We start from the raw sequence: 16595 nt of genomic DNA, 5'->3' as shown, positions 1-16595 counted from the left end.
GCCGGGGCGCGGGCGCGGTTATTGGTCCATGCACTTCTTGATCGCCTCCAGGTCGGGCATGTTGGCGATGTTGCGACCGACGCCAAAGGGCGCCGCCATGGCCCGCCAATCGCGGTATTTTTGCAGGAAATCAACCTGAGAATAGGCCACCTTGGCGAACAGGGGGTTCTCGCAACTCTGCTCCACCAGCACCGCGTTCGCCATGCCTTGCAGACGGTCGAGTTCCGCGTCCGAGATCCTGTCCACCTCCGTGCCGCGTTTGACGAATTCGGTCGTCTTTTCCGCGTTGATGCGCTCGAAATGGCCAAACGTCCAGGCGAGCGTGGCGTCGGCGGCCGTCCGCAACAGGTTCTTGGTCCAGTCGTCGAGCGCGTTCCAGGAATCCAGATTGATGGCGATGCCGCCGGTGGAACCCGGTTGGTGCCAGCCCGGCACCATCCAATTGGTGGTGATCTCCTGGAAGCCCAGGCTCCAGTCGACGCCGGGGGTCGAGAACTCGGCCGCGTCGATGACGCCGCGCTCCAACGCCTGGTAGACCTCGCCGCCCGGCAACTGCACCTGCACCGCGCCCAGCTTATCGAGAATGACGCCTTGCGGCCGGCCGGACATGCGGATCCGCAGCCCTTTGAGATCCTCCAGCGTTTTCAGCGGCTTGCTGGATCGGATCCCGGACTCCATGTTGATGACGTTCAACAGAAGATACTTCATGTTGAACTTGCCATAGACCTCGTCGAACAGTTCGCGGCCGCCATAATCCTGGTACCAGATGCGATAGTCGCCCAGCGTGAACAACATCGGATAGGCACCGAGCAAGGCAAACGCCGAATCCCGGCCGGCCCAATAGCCGGCCCACTCGATCGTCGCATCGACATTGCCGGCGGACGCCGTGTCGAACACTTCCATGGCACCGACCAGCGCGCCGCCGGGGAAGTATTTGACCTGGAACCGATCGCCGCCCAGGTCGTTCACCAGCTTGACGAAATGGTTATCCGCGTCGCTGAGATTGATGCCGGTCGGCCAGGTGGAGGTGATGCGCCACTCGACATCGGCCGCACTCGCGGAGCCGGCCAGCAATGCGGTGGCGACCGCCGCGGCACCCCCCATCGTCTTCAGGGAAACCTTCATCGTTTTCTCCCATTTTTCCTATGGTGACGGAGCATCAGAACAACCGGTTCGGCAGCCAGAGGACGATATCGGGCTCCACCGCGCACAACGCGGCCACTGCCAGGATCAGAGCGATGAACGGCACCACCCCCCGATAGATGTGCGAGGTCTCCACTCCCTCTGGCGCGACCCCTTTCAGATAGAACAGGGCATAGCCGAAGGGCGGGGTCAGGAAGGATGTCTGGAGCACGATGGCGATCATCAGCACGAACCAGAGCTTGTCGAAGCCGAATCCCGCCGCCATCGGCAGGAACAGAGGAAAGCTGATGAGGACGATTCCGAGCCAGTCGAGAAACATGCCGAGCACGAACACGATCAACATCATCACGACGAACGTGCCCCAGCGCTCCAGCCCCAGGCCGCCCAGCGCATGCCCCATCACGTCGATGCCGCCGCCGGCCACGAACACACCGGTAAAACTGGTCGCGCCGACGGCGATGAACAGCACCATGGCGGTGACCTTGCCGGTCTCCAGCACGCTGGTATAGAGGCCGCTCCAACTGAACTTGCCGTAGACGATCACCAGGATCAGCGAGAGGAAGGCGCCGATCGAAGCGGCCTCGGTCGCGGTGGCGATGCCGGCGAAGATCGAGCCCAGAACGCCGAGGATCAGCAGCAGCGGCGGGATCACCAGCGTGACCACCATTTTCAGCAACTGCCCGTCCGCCACCTCCTCGCGCTCGGCGGCCGACATGGGCGGCCCCAGCGACGGGTTGATATAGCTGCGAATGGCGGCGTAGAGCGCATAGGTCAGGCCCAGCAGCAGCCCGGGAATCAACGCCGCCGCAAACAGCTTGCCGACCGAGAGGCCGGCATAGCTGCCCATGATGACCAGCATGATCGACGGCGGAATCAGAATGCCGAGCGAGCCGCCGGCGCAGATGGCGCCGCAGCTCATTTCCTTCTGATAGCCGTATTTCACCATGGCCGGCAGCGCGAGCACGCCCATCACGGTCATGGAGGCGCCGATAATCCCGGTCGATGCCGCCAGCAGCACCGAAACCCCGATCACCGCGAGCGTCAGCCCACCGCGGACCGACCGCAGCATTTGCCTCAGCGCGAAGAACATGTTCTCGGAAACGCCGGAATCGCTGAGCAACCGCGCCATCAGGATGAAGAGCGGCACCGCGATCAGGACATAATTGTCCATCAATCCGAAAATGCGGCTGATGATGATGCCGAACACGCTGATGCCGGGGCCGATCAGCGCGAAGATCACGGCGAGACCGCCCAGGACGAAGGCCAGCGGATGGCCCATGAACAGCCCGATGAGCAGGCCGACAAACATCAGAATGGCAAAGAGTTCTTGAGACATCGCTCAGCGGCCCACTTCTTGTCCGGATACCAGCACCGACAAGCGGCGGACGAATGTCGCGATGCCTTGCAACCCCAGCAAAACCGCCGCCACGACGATGACGGTCTTGATCGGGTAGACCGGCATGGCGATCACCCCCCAGGTGGCCTCCTTGCTGGCCCAGGAACGCGCGGCGAATTGATAACCGTAGTAAATCAGGACGATTACGAACGGGAAAAAGAAGACGCAGTAGCCAATGACATCCAAAAGGGCCTGCTTCCTCTCGGATAATCTTGCATAGACCAGATCAACCGAGACATGCTCGGAATACAGAAGCGCGAAACCGCCAAGAATCAAAAAATGCAGCGCATAAAGCTGTTTCGACAGGTCGAACACCCACAAGGTCGCCACGCCGAATACCTGACGCATGACAACGTCGTAAACGGCGATCAGCATCACGGCGACCACTACCCAACTGAAGAGGCGACCGACAATTTCGTTCAGCCCATCGATCATCGACAAGAATATCTTCACGCTGCCCTCTTTCGGAATGCGCTTGCGGGCAGTCAGGTCTGTCGATGCGCCGCCCACCATCCAAATCTTGGATTGGTCTAGGCGTAACGTACTAAAGTAGCGCTGTCAATCGCCCCGGACGCGAACGGGTCGTCGCCTCACCGCCTGATCCCAGCCCGCAGACGCCGGAAGTCCAGCGCCTTCAGGTCCATGACCATCGGTCCGGGCGCGGCACACAAAATCGTCTCCGCCGCGATGGGATCGAAGGCGCCGCGGAAATGCACGCTCGACTTCAGCGCCAGCACGCGCGCCTCGGTCGGCTCCACGCCCAGATGGCGGAAAAAGGCGAGGTCCGCCGCCTGCACCTTCTTGCCCACGACGACGATCCGCACATGGCCGAGGCGCAGCAAGACCATCGGTGCCAGGTCCATGTGCGCGCCCTTGTAGAGCGGCCCATCGCAGTGCACCAGGCCATCGCCCACGGCCTCGACCGCGAAGGTTGCCGTCAGCGGCGAGTCGCCCGCGACCCCGTGCTTGCCGCCCAGCGCCGCAACGATCTCCGTCCCCGCCCCCGACCGGCTCGCCAGCGAGGCCACGTGCGGGTCGAAGATCATGCCGCAGACACTGCCGGGCGCATCCGCCGCCACCAGCGCCTTCAGCAGGCCCATGGTGTCGGCGGTACCGCCGGCACCGGGATTGTCCTGCACGTCGGCGATCACCACCGGCCCGGAGCCACCGTGCGCCAGCGCCCTTGCCACCGCCTCTTCCGGCCCCAGCAGCGCGCCGGTGAACTCCGGCTCCGCCGCCAGCACGGCGTCATAGAGCGCGTTCACCGCCGCCTCGCATGCTGCCCTGGTCGGGCCGTAGGCGACGACACTCGGGCCACAGTCGTGGATGTCTGCCGCCGGAAAGCCGCCGGCGAAGGTCAGCAGAACGCCGTGCTCGCGCTCCAGGTCCGGGATCATCGCGACGATGCGCGAGGCGGGCGGGTGCGTGGTGCAACCCCAGACCAGCGGGAACAGGAACGGGACCTGCCGGAAGGCCCGCTCGGTCAGGTGTTCGCCCGCCAGCAGCCGCTCCAGCCAGGGCAGCATGCGCGCACCCGTCTCCGCCATGTCCGCGTGCGGATAGGTGCGGTAGCCGAGCAGCGCCGAGGCCCGCCCCACCATCGCCGGCGAGATGTTGGCGTGATAGTCCAGCGTCGCCACCACCGGAATGCGCCAGCCGAGCGGGTTCAACGCATCGCGCACCCGCTTGATGGTATCGGCCTCGGCGTCCTCCAGATGCTCCGTCACCATGGCGCCGTGCAGCGAGAGATAGACCGCGTCCACGGGAGCCGCCGCCTGCACCGCATCGTACAGCATGCCGGCAATGCGCTCATAAGCCCGTTCCTCCACATAGGAGGACGGGCTGGCCGAGGCCCAGAGCAACGGCACCACCTCGTGCCCCGCCGCCTCCGCCGCCTGGATGAAGCCGGCGAGCGCCAGATTGTAGCCCTTGACCGCGTCGGCCACCGCCGGCCCGCGGGTCAGCGGCGGCCAGGAATAGCCCTGCTCGAAATCGGCGAGGCTCGCCTTGGCAGGCGCGAACGTGTTGGTCTCGTGCCGAAAACCGGCGACGGCGATACGGGCCATGACAAAGACTTCCGATAAAACTCACGTCTCAATGTGTGATGAATCTACGACGTGCCCTAAGATTCCGAGCCGTCGGCAACCGCCAGCGCCACAAAGTCCCTAGCCACGGTCTCATAGGATTCCCGAATTGCGCCATCCACGAGGCTGGCAGCCGGGAACGCGGAAAAACCCTTCAGGTTTTTCGTCGAAAGGCCCCGACAGCTTCGTTAAACCGATCGAGAAGATGTTGGCGCACATTGTCATCTGCGAGTTGGGGGCGATCACAAGTCCAAGCAAAGTTGATCGTGACCGTCCCATTGTTCCAGAGATTAGCGGATGGATCAATTTACCGTCTTTGCCCTGAAACCGTGCAGCGAGCGAGCCCTGCGTTGACGTAACCACAGTCTCCCCGCCGATCCGGGCGATGATGTCCAAGATCGCCGGTATCGGCATCGGCAAACGGCGTGCATTGGTGAATTTCTCCAGCCAAGCCTCGACAGAAAATTGGATCGAGTTTGGCCCGGCCGGCGGCGGATTTGGTGGCCGGGTCTTCTCTGTCTCGCCGAAAATGCGGGGGGCGAGGGTCCTGCGGCCGTCTTCACCCAGAAAGTAGCGGAGTTCTACAGCACGAACCTCCGCCCGCATCTGCTCGTTCAAAAACTCGATAACGCGGGCCAGTTCGCTCGGAATGCTGTCGGCCGCAACAACGAGCTTGACGCGACCGGCCTCCAGGTTTGCCTCGGCCTGATCCCAGAAATCGGTCGGGTCTTCGGTCCCGAAAAACTCGCTTAGAGCCATGTCCGGGTCCTTGCCGCTCTCCTCCTCGCAGGTCCTGACAAACGCAGCCTTCAAGGCCCCTTTCGGCCAATAGGCCACGCCATTGGCCGCATAATCGAGAATTTGGCCAATGACCTCTCGGCGGATTCTCGTGTCGGAGGCGCGCTTCACCTCGATCAGCACTGGGACCGCCTTTTGACTGACAAAAGGTGATCGAGCGACCAGCGATCCGAGCCAGCCTCCTGTCCGGGCACACCCTGTTCGCGGCGGATCAGCAGCAACTCGCCGTCATGCTCGCTGACAATCTCCGGAAATCGCGCGATGAGGTCCTGCAATTCGTCTTCGGACGGCGGCGCAGCCACTCGCATCGGGATCAGTTGACCGTGTTCATTCTCGGTGAAAATCCGTCGACCGCTTTCCATGCCTCACCGCCCTTTGCCAGTCTCGCTCATGCCGTCGCTCCACAAATACGCATTAGCGGGGCACGCGTAAGCCGAATTCCCCAACGATATGGCAACCCGCAGCCTCCATTCGCCCACTTCCTGCGTCGCGGCTGGGTCCTCCTCCAAGCAAATTGACACCGAATGGGAACGGGCCAATCGGTGTGACGCAACGATCTGGCGACCCGGAACCGGGTGGTCTAGGTTGACGCGCAACCGTCAATGCCCATCTGGAACAGGATTGCATGCCCATCGGCCCCCTCAAAGACTTTGCCCCGGACGCCGCCTGCCCGCTCGACGGCCTGCGCGTGCTCGACCTGACGCGGCTCGTGGCCGGCAACCAGGTGAGCGTGCTGCTGGCCGATTTCGGCGCCGAGGTCATCAAGATCGAGCCGCCGGACGGCGACCCGCTGCGCTCCTGGGGCGCTGGCGGCCAGCCGGTGCAGTGGAAAATCTACGGCCGCAACAAGAAAAGCGTGCGCATGAATTTGCGCGACGACCGGGCGAAGGAATTGCTGCTGAAACTGGTCGAAACCGCCGACGTCTTCCTCGAAAACTACCGCGTTGGCGGGCTGGAGCGGATGGGCCTTGCGCCCGAAATCCTGCACGCGCGCAACCCAGCCCTGGTCATCGTCCGCGTCACCGGCTTCGGCCAGACCGGCCCCTATCGCGAGCGCCCGGGATTCGGCACCCTGATCGAGGCCATGAGCGGCTTTGCCATGAAGACCGGCTTCCCGGACCGGCCGCCGTCGCTGCCGAACATGGCGCTGGCCGACATGGTCGCCGGCACCTATGGCGCGTTCGGCACCATGGTCGCCCTCCAGGCCCGCGCCGCGAACGGCGGCAAGGGCCAGGTCATCGACCTGTCGCTGATGGAGCCCATGCACGCCATTCTGGGTGGCGACGCGGCCGTGCAGGAGGCGAGCGGCAAGTCGCCGATGCGATCCGGCAACCGCTCGAACACGGCCGCCCCCCGCAACACCTACCGCACCAAGGACGGCGAGTGGCTGGCGATCAGCGGCTCGATGCAGGTGATGGCGCTGCGCATTTTCCGTGCCATCGGCCGCGAGGACATGTGCGAGGACCCGCGCTACAACAACCCCGCCGGCCGGATGCAGCACCTGGACTATGTCGACCAGGTCGTCGCCGACGCCGTCGCCGAAAAGACCCTGGCCGAGAATCTGGACTTCTTCGAGCGGCTGGAGGTCACCGCCGGCCCGGTCTACAACGCCGAGCAATATCGCCACGACCCGCACGTCATCGGCCGCGAGGCGCTGGTGGAGATGCCGGACGAAAGCATGGGCCGTATCCCCATGCACAACATCGTCCCGCGCCTGTCGGACACTCCCGGCGCCATCCGCACGCCGGCGCCGGCGCTCGGCCAGCACACCGACGAAATCCTGGGCGGGATCGGCGTCCCGGCCGAGGAGATCGCGGCGCTCAAGGCCGAGGGTGTGCTGTGACATCGGCTGTCCTTTCGCCTTCCCCCGTCCGCCGATCCCTCGATACGCCGCGTTCCGCGGCTACTCGGGATGAAGCCGTGGCGATGACAGTGCCCCACCTTCGCTGCACTCCACATCCCTCCCACAACAGCCTCACCCCGCCTCGCACCCATCCTCACCCTTCATCCCGAGTAGTCGCGGCACGCGGCGTATCGAGGGAGCGGTTGCCAGGCCCGGATTACGCCCCTCGATACGAGCCTGCGGCTCTATTCGGGGTGAAGCCGCAGGCATGACCCCTCCGCCCCTCCGCATCTGGACGCTGACCACCGGCGAGGCCGGCATGCGCACCCAGGCCTTTGGCCTGGCGGAGGCGGTGGCGGCGCAAACCCAAGCCGAGATCGAAGAAAAAACCGTCCGCCCCCGCCGCCCCTGGCGCTGGCTGCCCGGCCACTGGGCGCCGCGGCGGCTGGCCCTGCTGCTGGAAAACCCGGAGGACTTCGCCCCACCCCTGCCCGGCCTCGTCATCGCCTGCGGTCGGCGCAGCATCCCGGCCGCGCTGGCGCTGCGCAAGGCGGGCGTGTTCACGGTCTATGTGCAAAAGCCCGATTGCCCGCCCGACCGGTTCGACCTGGTCGCGGCCCCCCGCCATGACGGCCTTTCCGGCCCGAACGTGCTGCAAACCCGCGGCTCGATTCACCGCGTCACCACCGCCAAGCTGGCCGACGCCGCCGCAGAATGGCGCCCCCGCTTCGCCCGGTTCCCCCGCCCCTGGGTCGCCGTGCTGGTCGGCGGCAAGAGTCGCGCCTACGACTTCGGCGCCGATGACGCCCGCGCGCTCGCCGCCAAGCTGAGAGCCCTGGCCGACGCCGGCCACAGCCTGCTGGTCACCACCTCGCGCCGCACCGGGGCGGAGAACACCGCCATCCTGCGCACCGCCCTGCCCGACGCCTGGATCTGGAGCGGCGAGGCGGACGGCCCGAACCCCTATTTCGGCCTGCTGGCCCTGGCGGACCATGTGGTCGCCACCTGCGACAGCGCCAACATGCTGACCGAGGCCTGTTTCACCGGCAAGCCGGTGCATGTGGCGGAACTGCCGGGCGGCACGGTCCGTTTCCGCCGCTTCCTGGAAGGCCTCTATGCCGACGGCTGCGCCCGGAGATTCACCGGCCCACCGCTTGCCGCCTGGACCTATGCGCCACCGGACGACCGCGCCGCCGTCGCCGCCGCGATCCTCGCCCGCCTGCCCTGAATCATCCTGTTTCCCGGAGTGCGCGGAGCGAACATCCGGGACCGCTGGCTCTCGCGAACGCGGGCAACCGTGGTGTTCGAAGGAAGAAGCCGGCCCCGGATGGCGGCTTCGCCACCTCCGGGGAACAGATCGGCGCTCCGCACCGTCCGGGGTCCATCAAAGCCCTGCCCTGCGCGGGAAGCCTCCTACTTCTTGAAGTCCCGCACGAAACGCTGCCAGCCCGCATCCGTATCGGTCGCCTGGATCGGGAAGTAGAGCGACACCCGGTCCAGCACGCCCTCATAGCGCTCGCGCAGCGCCCGGCCCAGATCCGCCGGCGCGGCCGAGATCGCGATGGCGTCCAGCAGCGCGTCCGGCACCAGCCGCGCCATGGCCTCGAACTCGCCCTGGCGCACCAGCGCCGAGAGTTCCTTGGCGATATGGCCGCAGTCGAGATACTCCAGCACGGCGCGATAGTTCGGCGTCGAGCCATAGAAGCTGATCTGCCGCCGCACCTCGGCCTCGCTTTCGGCCCGCTGCTCCGGCGTCTCGCCGGTCACGGCGAACACCGGCGCGTAGAGCGCCACGTCCGACGCCTGGCGCCCGGCACTGGCAGCCCCCGCCGCGATCGCCGGCCGGATCACGTCGCGCAGATAGCCGACCGAGTGTACCGGGTGGACATGGAAGCCGTCCGCCACCTCGCCCGCCGCCCGGCACATGCGCTCGTTCACGCCGGCGAGCCAGATCGGGATGCGCGGGTGCTCCAGCGGCCCCGGATTGAAGAACGGGTTGATGAGGCGGAAGCGATAGAACTCGCCGTCATAGGCCGGCCTGGCGTCGGTCTGGAACGTGTCCCAGACGGCGCGCACGCAGCGAATATAGTCGGTGATCCGGGCCGCCGGCCGGTCGAACGGCATCGAGAAGCGGCGCTCCACATGCGCCCGCACCTGCGTCCCCAGGCCCAGATTGAAGCGCCCGCCGGAGGCTTTTTGCAAATCCCAGGCCGTCTGCGCCACCGCAAAGGGCGAACGGGCGAAGGCGACGGTGATATTGGTGCCGATCTCCAGCTTTTCGGTCGCGGCGGCGGCGAGCACCAGCGGCAGGAACGGATCGTGCGCCGCCTCGAAGGTCCAGACCCCATCGAAGCCCAGCGCCTCGAAGCGCTGCGCCTGGGCCGGAACCTCCCTGGCATCGAAATCGCGGAGTTGGGTGTCGAGGCGGATCATGGGCGGGCATCCTCACGGGCGGTGATTGTCTCCCACTTTGGTACCGGCCGCGGCGCGGCTTGCCAAGCGCCGGTCGCAAATCCGCCGCCTTCCCCGCGACGACAGAGGCCCCGATCAGACCCGAACCTGCACCCCCAGTTCGACGACCCGGTCGGGCGGCAGGTTGTAATGGGCCGTTACCGGCAGGGAGTTGCGTGACAGGAAGCCGAAGAACCGCGCCCGCCAGCGGTTCAATCCCGCCGAGTTCTCCGCGGGAAGCACCGTCTCCCGGCCCAGAATATAGGTGATCCGTTCCAGATCGAGTTCCAGTCCGGTCTCGGCGGCCAGCATCAGGGCGACCGGGATATTCGGCGACTGCATGAAGCCGTAATGCACGCGCATGCGCAGGAAATTCTGGCCCAGCGGCTCGATTTCCAGCCGCTCGCGGGCGCTGACGCGCGGGACCACCTCGATGACCACGGTCAGCAGGATCACCTTCTCGTGCAGCACCGCGATATGCTTGAGCTGATGGCGCAGGCTCGGCGGGACGCGGCGGGGCGATGCGGTCATGAAGACGGCGGTTCCCGGCACGCGGACCACCGGCTTCGCCTTCAGCTCCGCCAGGAAGTCCCGCATGGTGCCGTTGTCTTCCATCAGCTTGGCGTTCAGCCGCCTGCGGCCGCTCGCCCAGGTGCTCATGACGAACAACAGAAGCCCCCCGACCAGGAGCGGGAACCAGCCGCCGTCGATAATCTTGAGGCTGTTGGCGACCAGGAAGTTCAGGTCGATGGCGATCAGGACGACGGTGACCGAGATCACGACCCATGGCGACCATTTCCAGCGGTATGCCATGACAAAATAGGTCAGAAAGGTGGTGATCACCATCGTGGTGCTCACGGCAATGCCATAGGCCCCGGCGAGGTTGGTGGAACTGCCGAACCCCAGCACCAGACCGATGGTTGCCAGGGCCAGAACCAGGTTCACCGCCGGCACATAGACCTGTCCGGTCTCCTCCGCCGATGTCTGGCGGATCAGCACCGGCGGGAACTGTCCCAGTTGCACCGCCTGCCGGGTCAGCGAAAACGCGCCGGAGATCACGGCCTGCGAGGCAATCACCGTCGCCGCCGTCGCCAGCACGACCAACGGGATGCGAAACCAGTCCGGCGCCAGGTGATAGAAGGGATGCGCCGCCTGGGCCGCATCGCCCAGAACCAGCGCGCCCTGGCCAAGGTAATTGAGCACCAGGCAGGGAAACGCACAGACGAACCAGGCGAGGCGGATCGGCGCCCGCCCGAAATGGCCCATGTCGGCATACAGCGCCTCGCAGCCGGTCACGACCAGGAACACGGCCCCCAGCACGGTGAACGCCGTCGTCGGATGCCCTGCCGCGAAGAGCACCGCATAGGTCGGACTCAGCGCCTTCAGCACCACCGGATGCTCGACGATCTGAACCAGGCCCAGCACCGCGATGACGATGAACCAGACCAGCGTCACGGGGCCGAACAGCGTGCCGACACTGGCGGTGCCGCGGGACTGCACCAGGAACAGCAGCAAAAGGATGACAATGGTCAGGGGCACGACATAGGGCGCAATCCCCCTATGGATGGTCTCGATCCCCTCGACCGCGCTCAGAACGGAGATGGCCGGGGTGATCATGCCGTCGCCATAGAGCAACGCGGCTCCGAACACGCCGATAACGATCAGTCGCGCCTTGCCAGGTGTCTCCGACCCGCGCCAGGGGTGCAGCAGGGCGAGCAGCGCGAGAATGCCGCCCTCGCCCTTGTTATCCGCGCGCATGACGAGCAGCAGGTATTTGAGCGACACGACGATCACGAGCGCCCAGACGATCATGGACAGGATGCCCAGGACACTCAGTTCGCTCGGCGACGTCGCCCCCAGAGCCTGGCGGAAGGCATAAAGCGGGCTGGTCCCGATATCGCCATAGACCACCCCCAGCGCCGCCAGGGACAGGGGCAGGAGCCTGGAGCGCTCCTCACCGCCATGATTCTGACCCAACCGATTGCTCCAATCTTCCCGTTCGAACGCCGTGCTACACCGCTCTCCGAGATGTGCAGTGGCTTCCGTTGCATCGACTTCCGAGGCCGGCGAGTTGAGGAGCGCCAGAAAGCGCCGTCGAATACCGCAATGCAAGCCCCATCACGGCGCGAGGTCATCGGTCAACCATCGCATCCCGGGCCGACGCGCCATCCGCACCCTCAAGCTCTCCCGGAAGCGGCAAAGCCGCTATCCGGGACCTCCCGAGGTCAAGATGCCTCCCCCAGAGGCCTGCCCCTCGTCTTTCACTCCCTATCGGGATAAGATTTCGTCGTGCGATCCGCTACGGCAGTTGCACCCTATCGGCGCAAGGCACGAAACAGCCAAGAATTGCTTTCAATTGTTACGGTTTCCGAGAAGACCGCCTTAACCAATTGCCAATACAAACGATTTCCGAATTCGCCTTAACAAACCGCAGCACCGCACCTCACACCGGCCGGTCACCCGTCATCTGCACCCGGTGCATTTTGCGCCAATGCCCCTTGTAGTCGTGCATGGCGATGTGCATGACGCAACGATTATCCCACACCGCCACCGAGCCCTTTTCCCAGCGGAAGCGGCAGGTGAGTTCCGGCCGGGTCGCGTGCCGCTCCAGAAAGTCGAGCAGCGGCTGGCTTTCCTCATTGGTCATGCCGTCGAAATGCTGGGTGTAGGAGCGGTTCACGAACAACGCCTTGCGTCCCGTTTCGGGATGGGTGCGGAAGACCGGGTGCGTCGCCTCGGTCGGCCGCCACGCGTCGTCGGCGCGGGTCACGGACGACCGCCCGGTGATCCGGGCCCTCGCCTGCGGCCCGGCGACGCGAATGTCGGAGTGCAGGCTGGTGCGCTCTGCCAGGGCCGCCTTCAGGCCGTCCGACAGGGTCTCATAGGCCAGGTACTGGTTCGCGAACAGCGTGTCGCCGCCGGCGGGCGGCACCTCCACCGCATAGAGCACGGCGCCCGATGGCGGCTCGACCATGCAACTCGTGTCCTGGTGCCAGTCCTCGCCGACAATGCGGGTGTCGGTCGGCGAGGCGTAGATGCGCACAATGTCCGGCTGGTCGTCCTGCGGCACGAAATTCGGGTGCCGGAACAGCGGCGCGAACCGCCGGCCGAACGCCTTCAACTGCTCGTCGTCCAGCGACTGGTCGCGGAAGAAGATCACCAGGTGGTCGTGCCACGCCGCCCTGATCTCGGCGAACGCCGCGTCCGAGAGGGCATTCAGGTCGACCCCGTGGATCTCCGCCCCGCAAGCGCCGGCAATCGGACGCACCTCGATGTGTTGATAGCCGTTGGTTGCCATGGCCGGGCTCCGTATGCGCGCAGCCTCCGGTGCCGTGCACCGCGAAAGCCAATTTCGCTCGCTGGGACGTTTCCCACAAACTAAACCGGCATTACCGCTCCATGGCAAGGGCTGCGGCGGCGCAAGCCTGCCACCGCCAGCCCTGCGATCGCGATCAGGCCGAGCGTCATCGGCTCCGGGACCGTGCGGAAATAAATGTAGTCGGAATCCCAGGCTTCTTGAGCCGCGGCGGACCCATCGACCCGAAGCCGGATGGCGCCAACAGACGTCAGGATATCGTTTGCGCTTGCCGTACCCGCCAGCGTCAGCGAGGTGAACGGCAACAACAAGGTCACGTCATCCGCCGCCTGGCTGGCCAGAAGCCCGCCCGGCACGGTGAACGTGCCGGAAAGCGTGTTGGCCGCATTTCCTTGCTGAAACAGCGTCACCTGCACCGGGCCGCCAACGTCGGAACCGCCCACACGCAGCGCAAATGCCGTCGACCCATCGGCCAGCAATGACAGGCCACCCAGGCCCGAGGCATTGACGGCCGACGAACCGTCTGTGCCATCCCAAACCACATCGACGGTTCCGCGCACACCCGCGTCCTGGCTGATGCGGAGGTGCGTCGCACCGAAGGGGTTGGTTCGGGCGCGAATTTGTTCGCCGGGAAATCCGACCGTTTTCGTCACCAGGATATCGCGTTCGACTCCCAGCGCGCTCGCCGTCGCGGCAGCGTTGAAACCGGTCGCGACCGGCGCAGCGGTGACGCTGACGATTTGCTGGGTGATGAAATTGTCGATGACCATGGCCTGCGCCGACGGTGCGGCAAGCGACAAAACCGCCAGGAGAGCCGAAGCGACGATGGGAGCGAATTTCATATTCCATGACCTTTTGCGCAGCCCACCGCCAGTTCGGTTCACCGTGAACGGACTGGGTTTGGCCGACCAATCGTAAGGATGAAACAACTTATGCATGCATCGTGCCAAACCGAAGAACGCCAAATCCGCAAAAGTTTCTATGAGGCTCGCCAAACGCACACCCCGATAAGTGTCAAATTTGTCGATACCCTCTGTCAGTCTTTACACCGCTTCGGCCCGAACGCTTGTCTTCGCCCGGCGTGACGCGATAAGGATGGGACCGGAAATGCCCCGCCCCGAGGATGCCGCAATGCCGGAAACCACGCCCAGCGCCGAACCCAACTGGCGCGAACAGATTTACCAGGCGCTGAAAGAGCTGAATATCCAGCAGGTCCACTACGTGCCCGACGCCGGCCACGCCCATGTGATCGATCGCTGCCTGGCCGACCCGGAGATCGAGGCGGGCATGCTGGCGAACGAGTTCGAATCCGTGGGCGTCTGCTGCGGCGCCTGGCTCGGCGGCCAGCGCAGCGTCATGCTGATGCAGTCGTCGGGCATCGGCAACATTGCCCACGCCCTGGGCCTCGCCACCTCCGGCCGCTTCCCCTTTTTCACCATCGTCACCATGCGCGGCGAGTGGGGCGAGTTCAATCCGTGGCAGCTGCATGGCGGCCAGTCGGCGGAAAAGATGCTGGACGCGGCCGGCGCCGTCGTCATGCGGGCCAACTATGCGCATGAGGTCGCCGACATGGTGCTGGCCGGCGCGCGGCTGGCGTTCAATTCCTATTGCCCGGTGGCGGTGCTGATCGGCCAGCGCGTCATCGGCGCCAAAGTGTTTTAGCGAGGAGCAAGCCCATGACCGACAATCTCCTCCCCCGCCGCCCGTCGATCCACCGCCTGCTGGAGGGGCGCACCGACAAGCTGCTGATCGTCGCCGGCCTCGGCTCCGCCATCTGGGATGCGGAGAGCGCCGGCGAGAACCCGCTCAACTACTACCTGCTGGGCGCCATGGGCAGCGTCGTCCCCACCGCCCTCGGCCTCGCCCTGGCCCAGCCGGAGCGCCGCGTGCTGGCGCTGACCGGCGACGCGGAATTGATGATGGGGCTCTACGCGCTGCCGACCGTCGCGGTGCGGCGGCCCAAAAACCTCACCGTGGTCTGCATCGACAACGAACGCTTCGGCGAGACCGGCCGCCAGATGGCGCACACGTCGGAAGGGGTCGACCTGGCCGGCATCGCCCGGGCCAGCGGCTTCCACCACGTCCTGGAGGTCCAGAACGAGACCGGCCTTGACGCGCTGCGGACCGCCATCTACGCGGCGGAGGGGCCGCAGTTTGCGGTGATCAAGGTTTCCAGCGACATGCCACCGGTGGTGATGCCGATCCGCGACGGCTCCATCGGCAAGTCGCGCTTCCGCGAGGCCCTGCTGGGCGAGCGCGGACTGAAGGAATAGGCGGCCGCCGACACGGCGCTGGTGTTTCCCGGCCGTCGCGGAGCGGCGGGCCGGGACCGGCCGCCCTCGCGAACACCGCCCCGCCCGTGTTCGAAGGATGACACCGGCCCCGGACGGCGGCTCCGCCACCTCCGGGGTACCTCTCGCCTAGGCTTGATTGTATTTCCCGGCCGTCGCGGAGTGGCGGGCCGGGATCGCTTGCCCTCGCGAACACCACCCCCGCCTGTGTTCGCACGCCGACACCAACCCCGGACGGCGGCTCCGCCACCTCCGGGGTACACCGCTCACTTGGCGGAGGCGCCCGGCGATTCGGGCTTCTTCTCGTTCCTGGCCGGCTTCTCCGGCTTCAGCACCGGGCCCAGGCGCAGATAGAGCCGGTTCATGAACTCGCCGTCCTGGTTGTCCAGCAGGAAAGGCAGCAGCCGCGGCACCTCGTCCAGCAAGGGGTCGAGCCAGGCCTCATCCGCCTTGGCGAAGGGGTGGAGCACATAGCCCGCCACCTTCTCCGGCCGGCCGGGATGGCCGATGCCGACCCGCACCCGCCAGAAATTCGGACCGCAATGGGCGTTGATGCTGCGCAGGCCGTTATGGCCCGCCAGCCCGCCGCCATGACGCACCCGCACCTTGCCCGGCGTCAGGTCAAGTTCGTCGTAAAAGACGATGGCGTCTTCGATCGAGAGGTTGTGATACTTCAGCGCCGGCGCCACCGACCGGCCGGACTCGTTCATGAAGGTCTGCGGCTTCAGCAGCAGCACCTTGCGGCCGTCCAGAAACAGCTCGCTGAACGCGCCATTGAACCGCGCCCGCCATGCGGGCGCATGGTGGTGCGCGGCAATCGCGTCCAGCAGGCGAAAGCCGATATTGTGGCGGGTGGCGGCGTATTTGGCCCCGGGATTGCCGAGGCCGACCAGCAGGCGGGTCCGGCTCATGCCTCTCCCTCCCCGGCTGGGTGAAGCAGGCGATCAGGCCGTGCGCATAAAGTCGATGTGCAGCGCCTCGTCGGTGACCGGGTGCAGCTGCACGTCCTGCAGTTTCACGGTCTCGGTCTTGCCGTCGACGGTCAGGGCGATGGTCTGGGTCATCAGGCCCGGCACGTTCAGCGCCCGGTTCAGCGAGCGCCGCTCCAGCGCAATGCTGACGGTCTCGCCATTGCCGCCATAAACGATGGCTGGCACTTTGCCGTCCCGGCGAAGCGCCCGCGTGGCGCCGGTGCCGGCGTCGGTGCGGAGGGTGGCGTCAAGGCTGTGGGAAGCCGCCATGGGAGGAACTCCTCGAAACACAATCTCAGAAA

The 16595-nt window shown here is 65.7% G+C and carries 16 protein-coding genes; 4 read left to right on the top strand and 12 right to left on the bottom strand.

Translation table 11 applies throughout. The annotated features are described in order from the left end of the window. Nucleotides 1–18 precede the first annotated feature (18 nt). From dctP to H6844_11045, 6 genes are all read right to left on the bottom strand, one after another. Entirely contained in the window at nt 19–1125 is a 1107-nt protein-coding gene (dctP, locus tag H6844_11070; GenBank protein MCB9929938.1) for a TRAP transporter substrate-binding protein DctP, read from the bottom strand. A 34-nt stretch (nt 1126–1159) separates the two neighbouring features. Further along, nucleotides 1160–2479 (bottom strand): TRAP transporter large permease subunit, encoded by a 1320-nt coding sequence (locus tag H6844_11065; GenBank protein MCB9929937.1) that lies wholly within the window; start codon nt 2477–2479, stop codon nt 1160–1162. Nucleotides 2480–2482: 3 nt separating this feature from the next. Next, the gene (locus H6844_11060; GenBank protein ID MCB9929936.1) at nt 2483–3052 is read right to left on the bottom strand and encodes a TRAP transporter small permease subunit; all 570 of its coding nucleotides are present in this window, start codon (nt 3050–3052) and stop codon (nt 2483–2485) included. Between the two features lie 77 nt (nt 3053–3129). Continuing rightward, on the bottom strand, nt 3130–4605 hold the full coding sequence (locus tag H6844_11055) for a M81 family metallopeptidase (GenBank protein ID MCB9929935.1): 1476 nt from the start codon (nt 4603–4605) through the stop codon (nt 3130–3132). Between the two features lie 111 nt (nt 4606–4716). Further along, entirely contained in the window at nt 4717–5544 is an 828-nt protein-coding gene (locus tag H6844_11050) for a hypothetical protein (protein MCB9929934.1), read from the bottom strand. Next, a complete protein-coding gene (locus H6844_11045) occupies nt 5538–5783 on the bottom strand; it encodes a hypothetical protein (GenBank protein ID MCB9929933.1) in 246 nt (81 codons plus the stop codon). The genes H6844_11050 and H6844_11045 overlap by 7 nt, the downstream gene beginning before the upstream one ends. A 263-nt stretch (nt 5784–6046) precedes the next feature. On the opposite strand from H6844_11045, the gene H6844_11040 reads away from it, so the two are divergent. Both H6844_11040 and H6844_11035 read left to right on the top strand, forming a co-directional pair. Next, on the top strand, nt 6047–7264 hold the full coding sequence (locus tag H6844_11040) for a CoA transferase (protein ID MCB9929932.1): 1218 nt from the start codon (nt 6047–6049) through the stop codon (nt 7262–7264). Between the two features lie 268 nt (nt 7265–7532). Next, complete coding sequence (locus H6844_11035) at nt 7533–8492, top strand: mitochondrial fission ELM1 family protein (protein MCB9929931.1); 960 nt, start codon at nt 7533–7535, stop codon at nt 8490–8492. A gap of 185 nt (nt 8493–8677) precedes the next feature. On the opposite strand, the gene H6844_11030 is transcribed toward H6844_11035, so the two are convergent. From H6844_11030 to H6844_11015, 4 genes are all read right to left on the bottom strand, one after another. Then, entirely contained in the window at nt 8678–9697 is a 1020-nt protein-coding gene (locus H6844_11030) for a TIGR03617 family F420-dependent LLM class oxidoreductase (GenBank protein MCB9929930.1), read from the bottom strand. A gap of 114 nt (nt 9698–9811) precedes the next feature. After that, entirely contained in the window at nt 9812–11647 is a 1836-nt protein-coding gene (locus H6844_11025) for a KUP/HAK/KT family potassium transporter (GenBank protein ID MCB9929929.1), read from the bottom strand. A gap of 511 nt (nt 11648–12158) precedes the next feature. Further along, nucleotides 12159–13013: a TauD/TfdA family dioxygenase gene (locus H6844_11020; protein MCB9929928.1), complete on the bottom strand. Its 855-nt coding sequence runs from the start codon at nt 13011–13013 to the stop codon at nt 12159–12161. A gap of 80 nt (nt 13014–13093) precedes the next feature. After that, complete coding sequence (locus H6844_11015) at nt 13094–13873, bottom strand: PEP-CTERM sorting domain-containing protein (GenBank protein MCB9929927.1); 780 nt, start codon at nt 13871–13873, stop codon at nt 13094–13096. Between the two features lie 289 nt (nt 13874–14162). Between H6844_11015 and H6844_11010 the strand changes: the two genes are divergently transcribed. Together H6844_11010 and H6844_11005 are read left to right on the top strand one after the other, a co-directional pair. Then, nucleotides 14163–14693 carry a phosphonopyruvate decarboxylase gene (locus tag H6844_11010; protein ID MCB9929926.1) on the top strand — a complete coding sequence of 177 codons (531 nt, stop codon included), beginning with the start codon at nt 14163–14165 and terminating at the stop codon, nt 14691–14693. A 14-nt stretch (nt 14694–14707) separates the two neighbouring features. Then, entirely contained in the window at nt 14708–15304 is a 597-nt protein-coding gene (locus H6844_11005) for an aldehyde dehydrogenase (protein ID MCB9929925.1), read from the top strand. Between the two features lie 284 nt (nt 15305–15588). Here the strand turns inward: H6844_11005 and H6844_11000 are convergent, their stop codons facing one another. Both H6844_11000 and rplY read right to left on the bottom strand, forming a co-directional pair. Further along, complete coding sequence (locus H6844_11000) at nt 15589–16233, bottom strand: aminoacyl-tRNA hydrolase (protein ID MCB9929924.1); 645 nt, start codon at nt 16231–16233, stop codon at nt 15589–15591. 33 nt (nt 16234–16266) lie between these two features. After that, nucleotides 16267–16563 carry a 50S ribosomal protein L25 gene (gene rplY / locus H6844_10995; GenBank protein ID MCB9929923.1) on the bottom strand — a complete coding sequence of 99 codons (297 nt, stop codon included), beginning with the start codon at nt 16561–16563 and terminating at the stop codon, nt 16267–16269. Between the last annotated feature and the right edge of the window lie 32 nt (nt 16564–16595).

Source organism: Alphaproteobacteria bacterium (assembly GCA_020638555.1).
Taxonomy (GTDB): Bacteria; Pseudomonadota; Alphaproteobacteria; order Bin95; family Bin95; genus JACKII01.
This window is presented reverse-complemented; position numbering and strand designations above follow the sequence as displayed.